We start from the raw sequence: 19880 nt of genomic DNA on the forward strand, positions 1-19880 counted from the left end.
TACAATCAAAAATATCAATTGCTTCCTCTTGAAAGACTTCGCCTGTGGATCTGCGGTCCGAAGCGATTGCGATATCATTTAGACAGGAACGTCTCTGTTTGCCTGGGGCGGTAGCGTGGTGGTTATCAGAGATTGTTAAATGCATTACTTCTGCATTAGGTTCGCTGAGTAGCTAAATAGCCAATGCGGTATACATAACGAATATTATTTTGGGCGCTAGAAAATTTAATGCATTTGATAGCTCTTTACGCACACTCTATTTTTAAGTGGATACACCAAATAACTATAAATCAGATGGTTATGATCTATTGCGGGTGAGTTATCGGGCATGGCAGGGGAGATATTATGCGCGCACACTTTGCCTCTAGGTGTATTTAAGCAAACGCATGTATCTATCTGATAACATGACGATTATATAAATTGAGAATAAAAGTGTGCATGCAGTTTTTGAGCGCGCAATATACAAATAATGAGATGGTCGTTCCTTTTCTAAACTTAGGCATATCTATGTTATTAAGGAGCAATATTACTAGGCATGAATAAGCGAGGATATGGCTACCTAAGACGGCTGTTTATACGGAGCGAGAGCCGTCATTCGGCATATGAATCCCAAGCACAGTTGGACGTCATGGTTACATGCATTAAGTTTGAGAGCCCATCCAAATGTGGTGATCGTTGCTCTAGCAAATAAACTCGCACGGATAGCATGGGCAATTTTAGCGTATCATGATAAATTTAAAGAACAAGTTATAAAAGAATAAACGGATCGCAGAGGTTGCGTAGGCAAAGACAATTGATGGCATTTAGGTCAGATCGACATTTATAAACCTGTCCCTAACATCGTATTTAAAAGTACGGAACAAATGATTAGGAATGAATGAGCGGAACTCATCAGAGATCAAGGCAGAAGCCTTTAACATAGAATCCGGATATATGGCTGCAAGATCTGAAAATCACGATTGTTTTTACTTGCCAAAAGCGGAGCGTCCATAGGTGTATATGTCTATACCCTATATCAGATATCGATCGACAGCGTTCCGTAATTGAAGGGGCTGATCCAACACTAATAGCGGCACCAACAACTGCTCCATCTAAAGTAATCGTAAATGCACACCTTCTAAAGTAGGAAATGTGAATGCAAAAGTTCTGGCAAGCGACTAAATGAGCATCGCAGGAATACTCTCCAACCGTGGTGATATTTATCAGACCCTTGTTGCCTTTGACTGGGCATTAACTGTCCTGTCCGATCCAGAATTTCAATGGCTTGAGATAGATTCTACGACCTATCTGGTGGATGATGTTGTAATTGGAAAATCCGACGGATCCCTAATTTGTTGCCAGTGCAAAAAGAACCAGACCAATTTCAGGGCATGGTCGATTGCTGATCTTGCGGATGAGCTGGACAAGGCGGTTCTAGCACTGACTAGAAATAAACAAGCCCAAGTCCGCTTTTATTCGCGTAGCGAGTTTGGCTCACTCGCCAAACTACGTGAATTCAGCACCCTCCATGGCAATGAGGCCGATTATCTTGCGAAATTGACCAAAGAGCATGAAAAAACAAATAGCGACTTGGCTGCTCGCATTACCGGTAAGGTGTCCAATCTTTCGGTGTATGAATTCCTACACCGTACCTCCTTCGAGATCACCCCAGACTTTGATCGCATGGAGATTTTACTACGTGAACGTTTGCGCCAAATGGTAAGTAGCTCAGATGCTGCCTTCAACGCTCTTTGTATACGCCTCGATAAACTTGGTGGTCGGCTAGAGGACGGGAACCTATCCGCCTCAACCCCGCATCGACTGACCAAAGACGACATCAAAGGTATTCTTCATCGCTCGGGCGCAATGCTCGTTCCGAGCATTGACATTTCAGAGGTGCGAAAATCGTTTGCCAGCACTTCGGTCATTGGCAGGCATTGGCATCGGGACATTGCCGGGCAGCGCATTTCTAGCCCAGTTGTGGGGGAACTCCTAGTAGCTATCGATGCCAAGAAACGTTCCGTCTTGCTAACGGGTTTGCCTGGTTCTGGCAAAACCTGTGTGATGCTGAGCCTGCAAGAAGCACTAGAACAGCGTATGCAAGCCCGAGCTGACCTAGTACCGCTCTTTATACAGTCACGCGAATTCGCAGACCTAGCGACGGCGCTAGAACGCAAGGCACAGGGCCTGCCAGAGCAATGGGTAGAACAGACCGCCCGTTTAGCTGAAGACGCACATGTTGTCGTAGTTATCGACTCACTGGATGTCTTGTCCATCGCTCGCGAGCACAGCATATTGACGTACTTTCTGGCACAAATTGACCAGCTGCTACTGATTCCCAATGTTACCGTTATTACAGCTTGCCGCGACTTCGACCGTAAATACGATCGACGCATCGCCGCTCGGCAATGGGACTGCGAATTGCAGTGCCTGCCGTTGGACTGGGAGAATGAAATTGTACCGCTTCTTGACAAGCTTGGAATCGATTCGACGACTATTGATTCCGTCACCCGTGAACTAATCCGTAATCCTCGCGAACTTGCCCTGTTTGTCGAACTGGCTCAGCGTGAAGGAAGCTTCAACGTAGTGACCAGTCAAGTATTGGCGCAACGCTACCTCGATACCATCGTAAAGGCCGATCCCACGCTGGGGGATGAAGCCATGCAAGCGATTGAAGCCATCGCCGACACAATGCTGAAGTCACGCAGCCTGTCTATTTCGAATCAACGCTTCAATGCTTCAGAGGACATCCTGCGACGACTCCACAGTCTCAATGTCCTGCTCGATACCCATGATGGTAAATTGACGTTTGGCCATCAAACTCTACTAGATGTACTGGTGATTAGTGGCGCTGTTCGCCGGGACGTCTCGCTCTATGAATTCATCCAAGACTTGCCTCCCGTGCCCTTCGTACGTCCGAGTATACGTAGCTTTGTTGCGCAGTTGGCGACTGGAGAGCGGCGCGAATTTAGGAAGCAACTGCGGACAGTACTGACAGGCAATGCCGCCTTCCATATCCGCCGCCTGATTGCCGAATCATTTTCCCAGCAGATGCCTCTGGATGATGACTGGCCGCTGATACGAGATTTGTACGCCCATCATCGCGAGGTTTTCCAGGTGATTTACAACCAAGCATCGTTGGTTGAGTGGCATCATTTTTGGCTTTCTCATCTGGTTCCCGCATTGAAGGAAACGCACGACGCCGATGGACTTACAGCCCATGTTCATCGGGTAGCGCAGTGGGCAAATGATGATGCTACAGGCGTATTGGCATTCTGGATGGATTCAATTGCGTTAGATTGGCTTGACGGCAACAGAATCTCAGAGCAATTAGTTTTTTCTCTATCCGACATTCGGACAGAAAATTTACCACTTGTCGCCCCCTTACTAAAGCGACTACTCAGTATGCCGAAACCAGACCATAGTTTATTGGGGCGTACTGTTGCACGTAGTGTCACTGCTGGCGCTATTGATGACAAAACCTTATGGCACTATATCGTTGGTGAGATCAATGATGATGAAGTATTGAAATATCATTTTGATAATAAATTGCATTGCAAACCCCATGAGTTTGATTACAAGGGTGAAAACTTCCTGACACAGCGGATGGTGATATCCACTGCTTTACTCGATTTAGCACTGGGAACAATCGAACAATGGAATCAAATCCGATCTGTTAACAGAATAGGCTATCGCAGTGGGTTCCTGAATGACAGTTCTTATAGAGATACTCACACGCAAAACGATCATAAGTACATAGATAGTGAACGGTTTTTACTAGATGCTGTCGAAGCAGCCATTCTAGATCACGCCAAAAATCACTCTGACTGGTGGCAAGACAACCGAGAACGCTTGTGCTTTAACCACGAAAGGGCGTTGGTTTACTTCGCCATCCTCGCTTTAATCAGCAACCCTGAGGCAAATATAAACTTGAGCGGTCGTCTATTATGCGACAAGGATTTGCTCAAATGTGAACTCTCCTATGAATTAGGCGCATTGATACAGACTGCATTTATTTACCTAGATAGCCATACACAAGATTCAGTCATGGCAACAATACAAACCTTGTGGAATGATGAGCAAGTAACGGACGAGGAAACACGTTTATGGGTACTGAAGAAACGAGCAGAATATATATCCACGATTCCCTGCCATCTGCGTTCATCAGAAACCCAAGCGATACTAGATGCATACGAAAAGATATATGGGACATTTTATCGACAGCCATACATCGGCACGAGAGGCGGCACTGTCGCCGCCCCATTTTCATATGAGGTTTTCCTCAATGCCAGTGATGGTGGGATACTTCATTTGCTCGCGCACTACACTGGACATAACCGAGATTTCGATGACTTTTTAGTCGGTGGTGAACGAGAGGTCGGTTGGCAGCTACACGAGGCTTCATCTCGCCACCCATCGCGATTCTTGGGATTACTGAAATCCCATTGGGCAGATATTTCATCAGGATTTTGCAATGACATCATGGACGGTATTGCCAACTACCTGGCACATCGCTACGGCAACTTGCAAGCTAACGCTACTTGGATACCAATCGATGAGCCTGATGCACCTGCCTTGGCGAACCAAATTCTTGATGAACTAGAAAGGCATCCCGCTCACTGGCAGCTCACTCGCTCCGCAGCCAAGGCCCTGAAAGCCTGTGCACACGTCATCCATGAGACACAAGCTGCTGCGCGGCTGGTGTTCTTATCAATAGGCTTTGGAAAGCTTAAGGAAGAAAGCACTATCCATGGGGATTCGGTCGATTTGCTTACCACTGGTATCAATATGATGACCGGAAATATTGCTGAAGCCTTGATGATTTTGGTCAACAACTTTCAAGAGCAGAACATTGCATTACCCGAATTGTTACCACCAACACTACGTCGATTCGCCAGCAACGAACACCCTGCTATCCGCGCTCTAATTTTACGACGCTTGCCGTATCTCCAAAGCCGGTATCCCGAGCTGGGTTGGGATTTATTTTTCTGTGCCATGCAGGATTCCGCAGGTCTTTGGAAATCCGCAGAACGTTGTCTGTATTACGCCTATCTCGATCACTTCGAGAAGGTTGCCCCTTTGCTTGAGCGCCTCCGCCGTGAGGGCCGCAAGGAAGACATGGAAACATGGGGACGCATTTCAGCACTATCTGCTTTAACGGGGCATATCAATTTTGCCGATTTGGTTAGAAAGTTGAACATATTGGACATTACCGAAGCTTGGCAGGGGGCGGCAAGCGTTTGGACCCACCCTGAAAATATCAAACAGCATCGCGAGCAATGTCTTACTGGTATTGAGACGGGACTAAGAACAGACAGTCGTCATGCAGCGATAGTTGCTCGACAGACCGAGAAGATCTTTCAGGACAAAACGCCTCCTGTAACCATCCCGGTAGAATTGATTCAACTGTGCTTCAATGTGTTCGAGATTGATAGTGAAAACAAACATCAATGGTTTGGGTTTGATGAATGGCTCAACGCCATTTCACAGCGCGATCCAGATTTCGCCTTGGTTGCAACAGAAATTTACCTAGCCCATGTTAGTCGTGCCAAGACTTATTTTTACGATCATAACAATCAGCTTGTCCAGTTAGTGACCCGGCTTTTTGCAGAAGCTGAGGAACGGGAAGAATCTGATGGCGGTACGATGCTTACACGTGTGGTATCTGTGCAAGATTTGCTATTGTCACTGGGAGTTAATTCCGTCAATGATTGGCTAAAGATGGCCGAGAGGTTATAACTAAGCCCTCATGAAAACAGAGGTCTGCTCTTTAGACGACCACATAACAAGGCGCGCCACGTGGACGCTTTACGCCAGCACGCTTTATCGTTATGTAGATTTATCAGGCAAATATAGTGGAATTTAAAAAGAATATATGGGAAGTGATATTGAAATATGTATTTGTAATGGAATAAATTATGATAATTAAGAAATTATATGAAGCTTAAAGCATTTGATATGTCTTAGATTATGGTGGTTATGAATAAAAAAACAATTATCTATTTACATGGCGGACCTGGTTTTGATGATTACCTTGAATCATATTTTTCAATCTTAAATGACACATTTAATTGTGTCTTTTATAGTCAAAAGAAAGGTTTTGATATAACCATAGATGAATTAATAGAAGAAATAGATGTTTTAGTAAGTAAATGTGAAGATAAACCAATACTATTAGGACATTCTTGGGGTGGAGTTCTCGCATTAAAATATATATCTTTGTTTAAAAATAAAATCAGTGGGTTAATACTCTTGAATACAGGGTTGAATACCAAGCAATGGTTAAAATATAGAGATATGCTTAAATTTTATGATTTGGAAGATGCTAATCCTGAAGATATATTTATGACCGAAAAAGAAAAAACAAATGGGAGAGATTTTTTTGAAAATATGTCTAGCACATTATCAGAAGAAACATTTGATTCGCTATTTAAAAGCTTCTTAGCAGACTTTGATATTATTAATGAACTATCAACGATTACTTTCCCTATTTTGAATATATTCGGAGAAAAAGATTATCGCTTTCCAATAGAAATCCCAAGATCCTTTAAAAAATTTAATGCAGATATAATTGAGTTGGAAATAAAGGATTCTGGTCATTTCCCTTTCATATTAGAAGAGAATCTAGACAAAATTTGTTTAACAATAAATAAAATATTTAATTAAAATGAACTGAATATAAATAAAAACGTTATAAAAACGACATCAAATATACTCCCTTCGGTCACCGGAGGCTCCTGACGTCGCGCCGTTTATGTCATCGTTATATGTTTATAGGAATTACACTTGAGTGATAATTGGACAGAGGAAGAGCTAAAAGCAGCCGTGGAAGCATACGTTCAGATGCACTCTGACGAGGCGAATGGAGTGCCTTGTGTTAAAAAGCAAATTTATTCTGGACTTGCTAATCGTTTTGGCCGAACTGAAAAATCATTCGAATATCGAATGCAGAATATCTCCTATGTATACTCGCTTATGGGGCGTGAATGGGTTTCAGGTCTAAAACCTGCAAAAAATGTAGGCTCAAATAACGCAGCAGTAATTGAAAGACTAGTCTCTGAAGTAGAAGGGCAAAGCTTACCCAAGGTCGCTGAGTTCGAAACTCAAGTTATTTCCTATAAATCAAAAGCAAATCTTTCCAAACCACGTGGCATCAAAGAGCCTGATAAAGCCTATTCACAAGTAACTCATTTCAAGAGGGACCCAAAAGTTAAAGCATGGGTTCTTAAAGAGGCATCTGGGAAATGTGAGTGCTGTAGCTCTAATGCACCATTTACAACAGCAGAAGGTGAGCCTTTTTTAGAGATTCATCACCTTCGTCGTTTAGCTGACGGGGGTTCAGACACTGTTTCAAATGCTGTGGCTTTGTGCCCAAACTGCCACAGGGAAATGCACTATGGAGTCAATAAATCTTCTTTGGTAAGTTCAATGTATAGCAAGTTATCGCGGCTTGTGCATGAGTAAACGTGTAACAAGTCAATCAATACCGCGCCGGACGCAGCAAAGCTGCGCTGGTTATTGAGGCGTTATATGTTTATTTAAGCATTGGAGACATAATGGAAGTTCTAATTGAGCAGGAAATCGCTCTACATCGGTATGAAATTAGGCAAGATCTGAACGAAGTAGCAAGGTTGCTTCATTCGAGCTTTAAAGAAGTTGGGCGTTCGGGGCGTAGCTTTGACTACTCTTCTATTTTGGGAATGATGCAAAGTGAAGAACCTTCAAATGGTCACATTCATTCTCAAGACTTTGAGTGTATTTTGTTAGAACCTTCAGTTCAGTTACTTCTATACAAATCAGCATGGGTTTCAGAAGCGGGTGAAGTTAGCGCGTTTACTAAGCGTTCGTCGATCTGGGTGTTCACCGGTCAAGGTTGGCAGATGAAATATCATCAAGGAACGCCATGCGAAAAGTTTGAACTTCTATAGTCATTGCTTAAGTTTTAGAATTTTTGGTTGTGCCCCCCTACATATAACAAGAAATTTATGAGTGATTCACAATGCTTGGCGTTTTCACGTCAATCTAATTTAGTGTTTATAGCACAATGGGTTAGCTGAGGTGTCAGCATTGTTCACATCTTAATTTGGCGTTAGAGAGTTGAATTAACGGATGATTAAAGCAATATATTTTGATCTAGATAATACATTAGTTGATCGAATAGCAAGTATAGAAAGATTTGCTCGCACATTTGTCGCTCATTATTCCGATTATTTAGTTAGTGTTTCTTGGCACAAAGTTGCGTCACTGATCCAACAGGTTGATAACGGAGGTTATCTAGCTAAGGGATCTAAATATAAGAAAATTTATGAAGCAATAGGTTGTGAATTGAGATCCAGTTTATTGTGGTCAAAAGAAATAAGCTCTAGTGAAATTACAACTTATTGGAGAGAACAATTTCCAAAGTCTACCGTTGAGATGCCGGGGGCAAACAGACTGCTCAATTGGTTGTTTGACAACGGTTATTATATTGGAATTATTTCCAATGGCTCCAAGTTGAGTAGGGAAAATACATTAAAATCAACAAGTTTTAATGGTTTAATTAGTAATTTGGTTAGCTCCGAAGAATTTGGAGTGAAAAAACCGAATCCAGACATCTTCATTAAAACAGCAAATAAAGCCGGTTTTTCTCCTCAAGAATGCGTTTATGTTGGAGATCATCCAGTTATAGATAGCCAAGGAGCGCTAGATGCAGGTATGTATAGCGTACTTCTTACGGGGTTTAATTCAGAGCTAGCAGTGCCTGATAATTGCTTTAAAATTCATTATTTATCAGAATTAACCAGAGTGCTTAAAACCCCTTAACAAAGCCATCAATTTGACCGCCTTACGCTCTGCTTCAGTCGGCAAATTCTGGCAACGTTAAATTACCAATGAATGTTATGAAGAAAGTATTGATTACTGGTGCAAGTAGAGGGCTAGGATTAGCGCTTGCAGAGCAATTTTTAAATAACGGTTTTTCACTGCTGTTAGTCGTGCGCTCAGAGGGATCAAAAACGAGCTTACTCAATAAGTTCCCGACAGCGTGTGTACTGGTTTGCGATGTCACTGATGAGAACTATCAATCAACACTAGGTCGGTGGCTTAGTGAACAGACAGTAGATGTCGTCATTAATAATGCAGGTTCGGGCACAAAAGCGCCTTCGCTCGAATCGACACAAGCGCAGTATTTACGAAAAGAGTTCGAGACAAATTGCATCGCTGTACTTTCTACAGTAAAAGGCAGTTTGAACGCGTTAAAACGCTCGTTATCGCCACTTGTCATCAACATTAGCTCACGGCGTGGGTCACTCTCTATGCAATCAGAGTTAGCCGCAAAAGGAAGTGGTTGTTCATATTCCTATCGTATTAGTAAAGCGGCGCAAAATATGCTCTCTTTGTGTTTGGCTGATGATTTAGAAGATATTGGTATTAAGGTTGTGTCTATTCACCCAGGTCGATTATTGACAAAAATGGCTTCGACTGACGCGCATATGACACCAAGTGCATCCGCTAAAAAGTTGGTCGAATTGGTAAAAAGTAATAGTCTAAATAATCGGGATTTTATTAGTTTAGAAACGGGCCTGCTCCCGTGGTAATTCAATTTAACAAAACGAATTTATTGCTCAAGCTGCTGAAGTATCAAGGAAGCCATATCAACTAGCTGTTGAATGTCAAAACTCAAAAGAATTCATTGTGGACTTCCCAGCTTTCATTCTTAGGTTCAACGACTAGGATTAATGACTGGACGACAAAAGGAGAGGAAGATGACGAAAGTATTAGTATTGTATTACTCAAGTTATGGTCATATTGAGGCAATGGCGAATGAAGTAGCTGAAGGTGCTCGTAGTAGCGGTGCTCAGGTAGATATTAAGCGTGTTCCTGAATTGATGCCAGAGGATGTGGCGAGAAACGCAGGGGTCAAATTGAATCAAGCCGCACCAATTGCGAAGCCTGACGATCTGGTTGATTATGATGCTGTCATTTTTGGCTCGCCTACGCGCTTTGGTAACATGGCCGCTCAGATGAGAAATTTTCTCGATATGACCGGCGGCTTATGGGCCAAAGGTAAGTTAGTCGGTAAAGTTGGTAGTGTGTTCACTTCAACCGGGACTGGCGGTGGCAATGAGACCACGATCCAATCCTTCCATACAACCTTATTCCATCATGGTTTTGTTGTTGTTGGCTTACCTTACTCTTGTCCTGAATTGGCCGATATAAGTGAATTGAAAGGTGGCTCTCCATTAGGTGCTGGTACCATTGCGGGCGCTGATGGTAGCCGCCAACCATCACAGAAAGAGGTGGCAATGGCTCGTTTCCAAGGTCGTCATGTGGCAGAAATTGCCGCGAAACTCAGTGCATGAGATAAAGTGAGAGCATGCATTTGCTAACCCAAAGGGCTGGTCTTAAGGTCTGCCCTGTTTGTATCTGGCCTCTGTTGTGTTTTAAGCATATATGAACAGACTCGGTATGTCTGTTCATTAGGCAACCCAATGATGTGAATAAGGCCTTGGAAAAACGGCGTTTGTCACACAGATTTGATCAACAAGGCCTTTCCATTAACTAAAATACCAACAGTGAGAATCTATGTAGAGCGCACCATAAATAAGCTCATGAGTTAGCAATATAAGAAATTAAATCGACAACTTTATTTTTTGGGTAATTTCAGAGATAGAGATTCCCAGTTCCAAAAGGGTCGAAATTTGATATCTTTTCACCCTAGGTGAACTGCCAGATAACTGGCCGTACTGTTTGTTTCTTTGGCGAGAAGAGCGTACCACTTTCAGCAGTTGGTTTCCTCTTCTACGCCTTTTCTTAAGTGTCGCACTTATTATTTGAAATCGGGCATAACCAAACGTTAAAGGGATAAAAATATGAGCTAGATTGGGGCGTTCATCGGGTTGTACTCTTACCAAATCGTTATCGCTGTAAAATATAAGGGATTATTATGAATCGATTTATTGTTATCTTAATTTCTATGATGGTTTGTTTTCCAATATCGGCAAAGATAAAAATCTATAAAGATTGGGCCGTTAATACAGAAGGTGATAGTTATTATTACGCTGCAACTAAAAACAAAAGTGGCCATGTCTTTGGTGAATATTGTTATTTTAAAAATAAGAGTTGCCTGTTTTTGATTGGGATAGATATTACCTGTCATAAAGGGCATCAATATCCAGTATTAGTCAATAGTGAACAGGGGGCATTAAATCTCACCTTGTCATGTGGAAATAAAGTCGATCATCAAAATGTTCTTATTTTTAATAATTTCGATAAAATAGATCAGATCGTGAGAACTAGTTCTAAATTAGGTGTAGTGGTTCCTATGGAAAGTGGACAATTTAAGGTGTCTCGGTTTAGCCTGTTGGGAGCTAAATATTGCATAGACACGATGAGAGCCAAAGCTGCTAAACATCTTTCTAAGAATAAAAATAAAGATAAAAATCAGGATGAAGATAGTGAATTTTTATAAGTGAACGCTGAATTCAGATAATAAGTGCAACACTCATGGTTGAACTAGTGAGAGAAAGTCAGCGACTGATCGAGTGGTATGCTTCTCATCGCCAAAATCAAAGCTATATTACCATGAGTTATCAGCAACTGACCGAAGGTCAAAGATATCAGATTTCAGCTCTCCTCGCCGAAGGTGATTCGTAATGGCTGAGTTCGAGAATACTTCGTTCAATTCTTGTTCAAGTGGTGAACGAGCTTAAAATCTAGGTTAATTTTTACGAAAATTGCCGAGAAGATAAAAAATTGTTAGTTCAAAAAATACACTAAGTATTCGTTATGTGAACGAATTACTTAGGCTACATGATGAGTATCTAGACGGTATTGAATTTACTTATGCTAAGAATCTGGGAGGAAACCCAGTTCAGTTTTGCTACGGTCATTCAGATACATTTACTAAAGAACGAGCTGAAATAGCGCAAAGAATCGTATCTGAAGTCAAAAATAAGTTTATGGCAATCCAATAAACATACCAAGAGACTATGGCGTCACTAGCTTATTTTTAGCTATGCTCTCATCCTATATGACGGCATCTATCAATATAGAATTTAGTATCACAACCATCTTTCTTACTCAGGCTATAATGGCAACTTTGGGGTTTCCAGCATCAAGCAATCGCTGATATGTGGCTTTAAATACGGGGTAGTTACAGTGCCTTAAGAGTGCGGTGAGAGTGACGCTATCGGAATAGAAAGATTTCACAGAGCGATTGCACTTCTTTTCATGGTTCGTTAAATTTACTGTAATTTTATACAGTATCTGTGGCGCTATGATCTTATATATTGCAGAAAAACCCAGCCTTGGCCGTGCGATTGCGGACGTACTCCCGAAACCACTGCGTAAACAGGAAGGTTACGTTGAAGCGGCTAATGGTGATTGCGTCTCTTGGTGTGTGGGGCATCTGCTGGAACAGGCTGAGCCGGATGCTTATGATGCCAAATATAAATCATGGAAGTTAGCCGATCTGCCGATTGTTCCTGATATATGGCAGCTCAAACCGAAAAAAACGACTGCCGGGCAACTTAAAGTACTTAAAAAGCTGGTGGCTCAGGCTGAGCAGTTGGTCCATGCCGGCGATCCGGATCGCGAAGGTCAACTGCTGGTTGATGAGGTGTTGGCTTATCTTAAAGTCAGTAAAACCAAGTTGGCCAACACTCAGCGTCTGCTGATTAGCGATCTCAACCCCAGCGCGGTGAAGCGCGCTTTAGGGGCGCAGCGCAGCAACCATGAATTTGTCCCTCTTTCGACATCAGCTTTGGCGCGTAGTCGCGCTGATTGGCTTTATGGGATGAACCTGACCCGCGCTTTCACCCTGCAAGGGCGCAAAGTCGGTTTTCAGGGGGTGCTTTCGGTGGGACGAGTTCAAACGCCAGTATTGGGACTTGTCGTCCGTCGGGATGAAACGATCAACGATTTTCAGCCTAAACCGTTTTATGAGGTCGAGGCTGAGCTCCAAACCGAGCGGGGTGAGAGCTTTAAAGCGAAGTGGAAGCCAAGTGAGGCTTGTCAGCCGTGGATGGATGAAGATGGCCGGGTGCTGGTTAAAGGCTTGGCCGAAAATGTCGTCAGCCGCATCGCCGGGCAGAGGGCAACGGTTGAAAGTGTTGAGCAAAAGCAAAAGCGCCAGTCTCCGCCACTCCCGTATAACTTGTCATCATTACAGATCGATTGTAACAAGCGCTTTGGTTTGAGCGCTCAGGAGGTGCTAGATTCCGCTCAGGCGTTGTATGAACGCTATAAGCTCATCACCTATCCACGTTCCGATAGCCGTTATCTACCGCAGGAGCAGTTGGCTGATGCCGGCAAAGTTTTGAAAGCCATCGAGCAGGGCGCTAGTGAACTGATACAAGGTTGCGATGCCCCGAATCCGTCTCTTAAATCGAAAGCCTGGAACGATAGTAAAGTGGATGCACACCACGCTATTATTCCAACCGCGAAAGCTGCTAACTTAGCGGGATTATCAACGCGTGAGCGGCAGGTGTATTTGCAGGTCGCTCGGCAATATTTGGCGCAGTTCTATGAGGCCTATATTTACTGGGATACAAAGGTTACGGTGATGATCGCCGGTGGTACCTTTAAAACCTCCAGCAAACGCGATCAGCAATTAGGCTGGAAGCAATTATTTTGCCGGGACCCGAGTGGCCAGGATGATGAAGAGCGTCAGCCGCAGCTTCCCGAGTTAAAACAGGGGCAGCCACTGACATGTGAACGTGGTGAGGTGCAAGAAAAAATCACACAGCCTCCGAAGCATTTTACGGATGCTAGCTTATTAAGTGCCATGACCGGTATTAGTCGCTATGTTAGTGATCCGCAGATCCGCAAAGTGCTCAAAGAAACGGATGGCTTAGGAACGGAGGCCACCCGAGCAGGCATTATCGAACTGCTGTGTAAACGGGGTTTTTTAAGCCGTCAGGGAAAAACTATTTTAGCCACCGATGCCGGTAAAGGGCTTATTAATAGTTTGCCAATCGAAGCAACATTGCCAGATATGACCGCACAGTGGGAGAGCAGCCTCGATGCGATCTGCCGTAAGGAGATCAAATATCAAACCTTTATGGTGCCATTGCTGGAGCGGATTAATGGCTTAATTACCCAAGTGAGTGAAACATTGCCACAAGCTCTTGCGGGTGTTAAAACCAGTAAGCCAGCGTTTCGGCGCAAGCGATCTTATCGGGGAAAAGCAAAAACAACGACTAAGAAGGGCTCTAAAACCAAGGTGGCTCGATCCCCGCAAAAGACAACGAGTGAATAGAGTGTGCAGGTCTATTTGCTATTGGGAAAGTGAAGAGCAGAATGCGGTGATTTTATTGAGTGTGTTGATAGAGTTTTATTTGGCTATTGATAATATTACTATTTTTAGTCGGTTTTCCCTGATATTCAAGAGAGCATGCTCAATTTACTGAGTGAAATAATGACGTCAATCTTTGTTGTTTTCCCGGTATGGAAGATAAATAAGGTCGCCGGATTTTGTTTCCGTGCTAATAGCATGGCTTACTTAAGTACATATGTAACCCGTTTATCAAACGGACATAAAATTGAGTCCATTCCTTTCTTAAGACTTTTGAGCGATTGCTATACCAAGCTCGCTTATAACCTCGTCAGATAATACCGAAATTTAGCAATAATAGATTGCACATAAAAGGGTCATTGTGTAAAATCTGCGCCCTCAAAACAGTTACTTCATATTCGTTCCTTGCCTCCACGCGTTTGACTGTACGCCGAGAGAGGCTGCAAACCCGTAAGGAGCAATCATGCGTCATTACGAAATCGTATTCATGGTCCATCCGGATCAGAGCGAACAAGTTCCAGGTATGATCGACCGTTACAAAGGCATTATTGAAGGCCAAAACGGCATCATTCATCGCTTGGAAGACTGGGGCCGCCGTCAACTGGCTTACCCAATTGAAAAACTGCACAAAGCGCATTATGTTCTGTTGAACATCGAAGCCACTGCAGAAGTAGTTGAAGAGTTGGAAAGCGCATTTCGTTTCAACGATGCCGTTATCCGTAACATGATTATGCGTAAAAAACACGCTGAAACTGAAGCATCACCAATTGCTAAAGCAAAAGATGATCGCCCAGCTCGTCGTGACCATCGTGAAGACGCTCCAGCAAGATCTCATTCAGATGACTCTGAAGAGAATGTGGAGCAGAGCGAAGAAGCAGCTGAGTAATAGCGGTTGTGGAAAACTCGCTGGTAATTGTGGGTACGCTTACTAAAGTACCACGTTATCGCAAGAGTCCGAGCGGTATTGAGCATTGTCAGTTTTGGCTCAGCCACCGTTCACAACAAACCGAAGCTGGATTTGTTCGCTCAGCCCAGTGCTTCATCGCAGTGGTAGCTAGTGGAGATAAATTTAGCAAACAATTACTCCCGTTAGAAATGGGGTGCACAGTGCGCGTTCGTGGTTTTTTACAAACCCAACGTTCCAGAAACGGTGAATCAAAACTGGTTCTGCATGCCCAACACATAGAATTGTTAGCTTGAGGATAAACTTATGGCACGTTTTTTCCGTCGTCGTAAATTCTGCCGTTTTTCGGCTGAAGGCGTAGTTGAAATCGATTATAAAGATATCACTACTTTAAAAAATTACATCACTGAAAGTGGTAAAATCGTACCTAGTCGTATTACTGGTACAAGCGCAAAATATCAGCGCCAACTGGCACGTGCTATCAAACGTGCTCGTTACCTGGCTCTGCTGCCTTACACTGATTTGCACAAGTAAGGCATTGGCCTAACTCAATTATAAAACTTTCGAGGAAAGGTAATGGATATTATTCTTTTGGACAAAATTGGTCACCTGGGTAGCCTGGGCGACAAAGTGTCTGTAAAACCTGGTTATGCTCGTAACTATTTGTTCCCACAAGGTAAAGCTGTTCCTGCAACTAAAGCTAACCTGGAACATTTTGAAGCACGTCGTGCTGAATACGAACGCCACTTGGCTGAAACTCTGGCTAAAGCAGAAGCTCGTGGCCAGCAGTTAACAGACTTAGCACAGGTTACCATCACTTCTAAAGCTGGTGATGAAGGTAAACTGTTCGGTTCTATCGGTACGCGTGATATTGCTGATGCAATTAGTGCTGCCGGTGTTGAAGTTGCTAAATCTGAAGTTCGTCTGCCTAACGGTGTTCTGCGTAACACTGGTGAGTATGAGATCGACGTTCAGGTTCATGCTGATGTCACATCAACTGTTAAAGTTGTTGTTGCTGCTGAATAAGCATAAAGCTGATTTTAAACGTGAAAACCACGCTTTTAAGCGTGGTTTTTTTATGCCTATTGGCAAGGCGTGACTGTTCAGCTAGGGTTATAAGCATTCATTTATAAAAAGGATGATTTGATGAGGGTTGAAAGTCTGTTTAATTACCCCCTTAAAGGTTGCCGCGCGAATCCAATGCTTGAGGCTAAACTTGGTAGCTTAGGGGTCCAAGGGGACCGTCGTTTTATGGCGGTGACCCACCGGGGACAATTCGTCAATGGCAAAAAATTCCCGAAACTTGTGTTGGTTACATGCCGGATTGATAATGAGCAATCGGTAATTTTTTCGGCGCCGAATATGCCTGAGCTAAAAGTCGATTTAACTGCTGATGATGGGCGAGTTGATGTGAGAGTTTGGCGCTCAGATGTCAATGCCAAAAGCTTAGGTGACAAGGCCAATAGCTGGATCAGTGACTTTTTAGGTGGGGATTTTAGGCTTTGCTTTTATGACCAAAATTCTCATCGCCAGGTGAATAGTCTTCCTGAATATCCCGTTAGTTTTTCAGATAGTGCGCCCGTGCTAGTTGCTAGCCGGCAGTCTCTTGAAGCTTTGAATGCTTATACGGGGCGCGTTGATAAAATTGAGCAATTTAGACCCAACCTAGTCGTCGATGCCGATTCAGCCTTTGCTGAAGAAACGTGGCAACGTATCCGCATTGGGGAAGTGGAGCTGTTAGCGGTGAAAGGTTGCGCACGTTGCCCGGTGATTAATACGGATGTCGAGTTTGCACAACCTGATCCGAACCAAGAGCCGCTTCGTTCTTTGACAAAGTTGCATCGCCGCGTCAGTGATGGCAAGGTGATCTTTGGTCAATATTTTGTAGTAACCCAGCCTGGGCGAGTGGTCAAAGGTGATCAAGTTGAGGTACTGCAATCTCGACCTGCTGAGCAATATCAGCCACTCCCTGATGAGGAACAAGAGCAATATACGATTACTTTTGAACCGATGACATTAAATGCTAGAAGCGCGGCGAATGAGACGATCTTGGAAGTTGCTGAGGCGGCTGGAGTTGCGCTTGCGAGTAGTTGTCGCGGGGGGAGTTGCGGTACCTGTCGGGTGAAACTTCTTAGTGGCGAAGTTGAAGTGGGTGCTGACTATGCATTAACTGAGCAGGAAATAGAACAAGGCTATATTCTCGCGTGTAGTTGTTTTGCTCGAAGTGATTTGGTGATTGCTCTGGAAGACTAAGACTTTTATCTTTTAGCGTGTGTTTAAACAAACTTGATAGGGCCCCTAGCATCAGGAGGTGTTATGCAGTGGTTAAAAGCAAAACTCGTTGAACGTCAGTTTTGGACAGAGACACTTTTTTCAATCAAGGTCGAGGCCAAACTCGAGCCGTATAAGGCTGGGCAATATGCCCAACTTGGAATGATGATGGATGGTGAATTAGTCAAAAGAGCCTATTCGTTTGTCAATTCGCCATCGACAAGTTTGCATGAATTTTATTTGGTCGATGTCGCGGGTGGGCAATTATCACCTCAGTTAGCGCGGGTGCCCTTGGGAAGCGAGTTGCAAATCGCTGATCACGCCAGTGGTTTTTTTACGCTAGATGAAGTACCAAAAGCCCACCATTTGTTGATGCTATCCACAGGTACTGCGGTTGGTCCATTTTTGGCCATGCTACAGGAGCAACAATGCTGGCAGCAATTTGAGCGGATTACATTGGTCCAAGGGGTTCGCTATAACCAGGATATAAACTATCAGCAGTTGATTGATAAGATTGCTGAGGAACACGCTAATTTTCAGTTCATTCCGTTAGTGAGCCGTGAATCCCCCGAGGATGGGCTGTTTGGCAGAATCACTGATGCAATAGCGACCGAAGAGCTAACTGAATATGGTCAATTCACGCTTTCCTCTGAGCTGTGTCAGGTGATGATCTGCGGTAATCCAGCGATGGTCAAACAAACACGTGAGATGCTCAAAGATCGCAATTTTGCGCGTAACTTACGTCGTAAACCGGGACAACTGACCGTTGAAAATTACTGGTAATTTTTGAGGAAGATAGTTAATTGAAGCGCTGCTCTTTTTATGGATAATAGCCGGGCAGTTTGAATAAGTGAGTCATAGATGGCTGAACGAAATAATAAAACAAGACCTTCCGATGCCCAGGTTTCGGCGTTAAAAGTTCCACCACATTCTTTTGAAGCAGAACAAGCCGTGCTGGGTGGCTTGATGCTTGATAACAACTCCTGGGATGATGTCGCAGAGCAGGTCGTTGAGCAGGATTTTTATTCACGCCAGCACCGGTTGATTTTTGCTGCGATGCATCGGCTTGCCGAGCAGGGAAACCCGATTGATTTAGTGACCGTTTCAGAAGAACTGGAGCGTCAAGAGCAGTTGGAAGATATCGGTGGTTTTGCCTATTTGGGGGAAATTGCTAAAAATACCCCGAGTGCAGCGAATATTCGTGCCTATGCGGAGATCGTTCGTGAGCGAGCGGTGACTCGAGAGTTGATTAGTGTCGCCCATGAGATTGCTGATGCTGGCTATGAACCTCAAGGGCGAAAAAGTAGTGAGCTATTAGATTTCGCTGAAAGCAGAGTGTTTCACATTGCTGAGGCTCGTACGACCAATGATGAAGGGCCACAAGGGGTAAAAACCCTGTTAGCCGAGACGTTAGATCGTATTGAAGAGCTTTATAAGAGCCCTGGTGAAGGTGGTGTTACTGGGGTTTCTACAGGGTTTACCGATCTGGATAAAATGACCAGTGGCTTGCAGCCTGCGGATTTGGTGATCGTTGCTGCGCGTCCCTCCATGGGTAAAACCACTTTCGCCATGAATCTAGCTGAGTATGCGGCGATGACGCAGAATAAGCCGGTGTTGGTTTTCAGCTTAGAGATGCCTTCTGAACAGATTATGATGCGTATGCTGGCTTCATTAGGGCGTATCGATCAAACTAAAATCCGGACCGGAAATCTTGATGATGATGATTGGGCGCGCTTGTCATCGACAATGGGGTTGGTGGCTGACAAAGGGAAAATGTATATCGATGACTCGTCAGGTCTGACTCCCACTGAAGTGCGCTCCAGAGCGAGGCGAATTGCTCGTGAACATGGTGGGTTAAGTCTGATTATGATCGACTACTTGCAGTTGATGCAGGTTCCCGGAATGGCCGAAAACCGGACGTTAGAGATTGCTGAAATTTCACGCTCACTAAAAGCATTAGCCAAAGAGTTGAGTGTGCCAGTTGTGGCTCTCTCACAGTTAAACCGAAGTCTAGAACAGCGTTCAGATAAACGTCCTGTCAACTCAGATTTGCGAGAATCAGGCTCCATTGAGCAAGATGCTGACTTAATTATGTTTATCTATCGCGATGAAGTTTATCATGACGATCCAAATAACAAAGGGTTGGCAGAAGTCATTATTGGCAAACAGCGTAATGGTCCGATTGGCAAGGTCCCTTTAACATTTCAAGGACATTTTTCCCGATTTGATAATTATGCTGGACCCGAGTTCGACGATTTTGAATAATTGAGTGAAGAGATTTTCTGATTTTATCCGGCAATGGGCCGAATGTAGTTGAGACGTTAATAAAATTTCAAAAATATTCTTCAAATGTTGAAAACATTTGATCCATCCCCATATATAATGAAAGAGTTTTTTGATAGGGCATTGTTTTACTCTTAGAACAATGAAATTTTTATCACAAATGCAAGC

The 19880-nt window shown here is 43.7% G+C and carries 17 protein-coding genes; all 17 read left to right on the plus strand.

Translation table 11 applies throughout. The features are described from left to right. Positions 1 to 1161 precede the first annotated feature (1161 nt). The 17 genes from EV690_RS08300 to dnaB all read left to right on the plus strand — a co-directional run bounded on the left by EV690_RS08300 (position 1162) and on the right by dnaB (position 19694). Positions 1162 to 5718 (plus strand): AAA family ATPase, encoded by a 4557-nt coding sequence (locus tag EV690_RS08300; protein ID WP_131912517.1) that lies wholly within the window; start codon positions 1162 to 1164, stop codon positions 5716 to 5718. Between the two features lie 240 nt (positions 5719 to 5958). Further along, positions 5959 to 6645: an alpha/beta fold hydrolase gene (locus EV690_RS08305; protein ID WP_165872699.1), complete on the plus strand. Its 687-nt coding sequence runs from the start codon at positions 5959 to 5961 to the stop codon at positions 6643 to 6645. Positions 6646 to 6765: 120 nt separating this feature from the next. After that, positions 6766 to 7443, plus strand: coding sequence for an HNH endonuclease (locus EV690_RS08310; RefSeq protein ID WP_165872700.1), 678 nt, complete (start codon positions 6766 to 6768; stop codon positions 7441 to 7443). Between the two features lie 92 nt (positions 7444 to 7535). Next, positions 7536 to 7907 carry a nuclear transport factor 2 family protein gene (locus tag EV690_RS08315; protein ID WP_131912519.1) on the plus strand — a complete coding sequence of 124 codons (372 nt, stop codon included), beginning with the start codon at positions 7536 to 7538 and terminating at the stop codon, positions 7905 to 7907. A 181-nt stretch (positions 7908 to 8088) separates the two neighbouring features. Beyond that, a complete protein-coding gene (locus tag EV690_RS08320) occupies positions 8089 to 8781 on the plus strand; it encodes an HAD family hydrolase (RefSeq protein ID WP_131912520.1) in 693 nt (230 codons plus the stop codon). A gap of 77 nt (positions 8782 to 8858) precedes the next feature. Further along, positions 8859 to 9554: an SDR family NAD(P)-dependent oxidoreductase gene (locus tag EV690_RS08325; protein WP_165872701.1), complete on the plus strand. Its 696-nt coding sequence runs from the start codon at positions 8859 to 8861 to the stop codon at positions 9552 to 9554. 168 nt (positions 9555 to 9722) lie between these two features. Then, positions 9723 to 10319, plus strand: a complete 597-nt coding sequence (gene wrbA, locus EV690_RS08330) for an NAD(P)H:quinone oxidoreductase (RefSeq protein WP_131912522.1) — start codon at positions 9723 to 9725, stop codon at positions 10317 to 10319. Between the two features lie 584 nt (positions 10320 to 10903). After that, positions 10904 to 11428: a hypothetical protein gene (locus EV690_RS08335; RefSeq protein WP_131912523.1), complete on the plus strand. Its 525-nt coding sequence runs from the start codon at positions 10904 to 10906 to the stop codon at positions 11426 to 11428. A gap of 35 nt (positions 11429 to 11463) precedes the next feature. After that, positions 11464 to 11613: a hypothetical protein gene (locus EV690_RS18240; protein WP_165872682.1), complete on the plus strand. Its 150-nt coding sequence runs from the start codon at positions 11464 to 11466 to the stop codon at positions 11611 to 11613. A gap of 622 nt (positions 11614 to 12235) precedes the next feature. Beyond that, entirely contained in the window at positions 12236 to 14218 is a 1983-nt protein-coding gene (locus EV690_RS08340) for a DNA topoisomerase III (protein WP_131912524.1), read from the plus strand. Between the two features lie 499 nt (positions 14219 to 14717). Next, positions 14718 to 15140 (plus strand): 30S ribosomal protein S6, encoded by a 423-nt coding sequence (gene rpsF, locus EV690_RS08345; protein ID WP_131912525.1) that lies wholly within the window; start codon positions 14718 to 14720, stop codon positions 15138 to 15140. An 8-nt stretch (positions 15141 to 15148) separates the two neighbouring features. Beyond that, positions 15149 to 15454 carry a primosomal replication protein N gene (gene priB / locus EV690_RS08350; protein ID WP_224054925.1) on the plus strand — a complete coding sequence of 102 codons (306 nt, stop codon included), beginning with the start codon at positions 15149 to 15151 and terminating at the stop codon, positions 15452 to 15454. 10 nt (positions 15455 to 15464) lie between these two features. Continuing rightward, positions 15465 to 15692 carry a 30S ribosomal protein S18 gene (gene rpsR / locus EV690_RS08355; RefSeq protein ID WP_131912526.1) on the plus strand — a complete coding sequence of 76 codons (228 nt, stop codon included), beginning with the start codon at positions 15465 to 15467 and terminating at the stop codon, positions 15690 to 15692. 42 nt (positions 15693 to 15734) lie between these two features. Then, entirely contained in the window at positions 15735 to 16184 is a 450-nt protein-coding gene (gene rplI, locus EV690_RS08360; protein WP_131912527.1) for a 50S ribosomal protein L9, read from the plus strand. 120 nt (positions 16185 to 16304) lie between these two features. After that, the gene (locus EV690_RS08365; protein ID WP_131912528.1) at positions 16305 to 17411 is read left to right on the plus strand and encodes a YcbX family protein; all 1107 of its coding nucleotides are present in this window, start codon (positions 16305 to 16307) and stop codon (positions 17409 to 17411) included. 63 nt (positions 17412 to 17474) lie between these two features. Next, positions 17475 to 18212, plus strand: coding sequence for a ferredoxin--NADP reductase (locus EV690_RS08370; RefSeq protein ID WP_131912529.1), 738 nt, complete (start codon positions 17475 to 17477; stop codon positions 18210 to 18212). Between the two features lie 78 nt (positions 18213 to 18290). Then, positions 18291 to 19694: a replicative DNA helicase gene (gene dnaB, locus EV690_RS08375; RefSeq protein ID WP_131912530.1), complete on the plus strand. Its 1404-nt coding sequence runs from the start codon at positions 18291 to 18293 to the stop codon at positions 19692 to 19694. Positions 19695 to 19880: the final 186 nt, after the last annotated feature.

Origin of the sequence: Celerinatantimonas diazotrophica, assembly GCF_004339545.1 — a bacterium.
Lineage (GTDB): Bacteria > Pseudomonadota > Gammaproteobacteria > Enterobacterales > Celerinatantimonadaceae > Celerinatantimonas > Celerinatantimonas diazotrophica.

Bases quoted from the DNA above. Each gene is read 5' to 3' on its own strand.
- EV690_RS08305 (WP_165872699.1), top strand. From the start codon at position 5,959: ATGAATAAAAAAACAATTATCTATTTACATGGCGGACCTGGTTTTGAT.
- EV690_RS08335 (WP_131912523.1), top strand. From the start codon at position 10,904: ATGAATCGATTTATTGTTATCTTAATTTCTATGATGGTTTGTTTTCCA.
- EV690_RS08365 (WP_131912528.1), top strand. From the start codon at position 16,305: ATGAGGGTTGAAAGTCTGTTTAATTACCCCCTTAAAGGTTGCCGCGCG.
- EV690_RS08300 (WP_131912517.1), top strand. From the start codon at position 1,162: ATGAGCATCGCAGGAATACTCTCCAACCGTGGTGATATTTATCAGACC.
- wrbA (WP_131912522.1), top strand. From the start codon at position 9,723: ATGACGAAAGTATTAGTATTGTATTACTCAAGTTATGGTCATATTGAG.
- EV690_RS08340 (WP_131912524.1), top strand. From the start codon at position 12,236: ATGATCTTATATATTGCAGAAAAACCCAGCCTTGGCCGTGCGATTGCG.
- rpsR (WP_131912526.1), top strand. From the start codon at position 15,465: ATGGCACGTTTTTTCCGTCGTCGTAAATTCTGCCGTTTTTCGGCTGAA.
- rpsF (WP_131912525.1), top strand. From the start codon at position 14,718: ATGCGTCATTACGAAATCGTATTCATGGTCCATCCGGATCAGAGCGAA.
- dnaB (WP_131912530.1), top strand. From the start codon at position 18,291: ATGGCTGAACGAAATAATAAAACAAGACCTTCCGATGCCCAGGTTTCG.
- EV690_RS08325 (WP_165872701.1), top strand. From the start codon at position 8,859: ATGAAGAAAGTATTGATTACTGGTGCAAGTAGAGGGCTAGGATTAGCG.
- EV690_RS18240 (WP_165872682.1), top strand. From the start codon at position 11,464: ATGGTTGAACTAGTGAGAGAAAGTCAGCGACTGATCGAGTGGTATGCT.
- rplI (WP_131912527.1), top strand. From the start codon at position 15,735: ATGGATATTATTCTTTTGGACAAAATTGGTCACCTGGGTAGCCTGGGC.
- EV690_RS08370 (WP_131912529.1), top strand. From the start codon at position 17,475: ATGCAGTGGTTAAAAGCAAAACTCGTTGAACGTCAGTTTTGGACAGAG.
- EV690_RS08315 (WP_131912519.1), top strand. From the start codon at position 7,536: ATGGAAGTTCTAATTGAGCAGGAAATCGCTCTACATCGGTATGAAATT.
- EV690_RS08320 (WP_131912520.1), top strand. From the start codon at position 8,089: ATGATTAAAGCAATATATTTTGATCTAGATAATACATTAGTTGATCGA.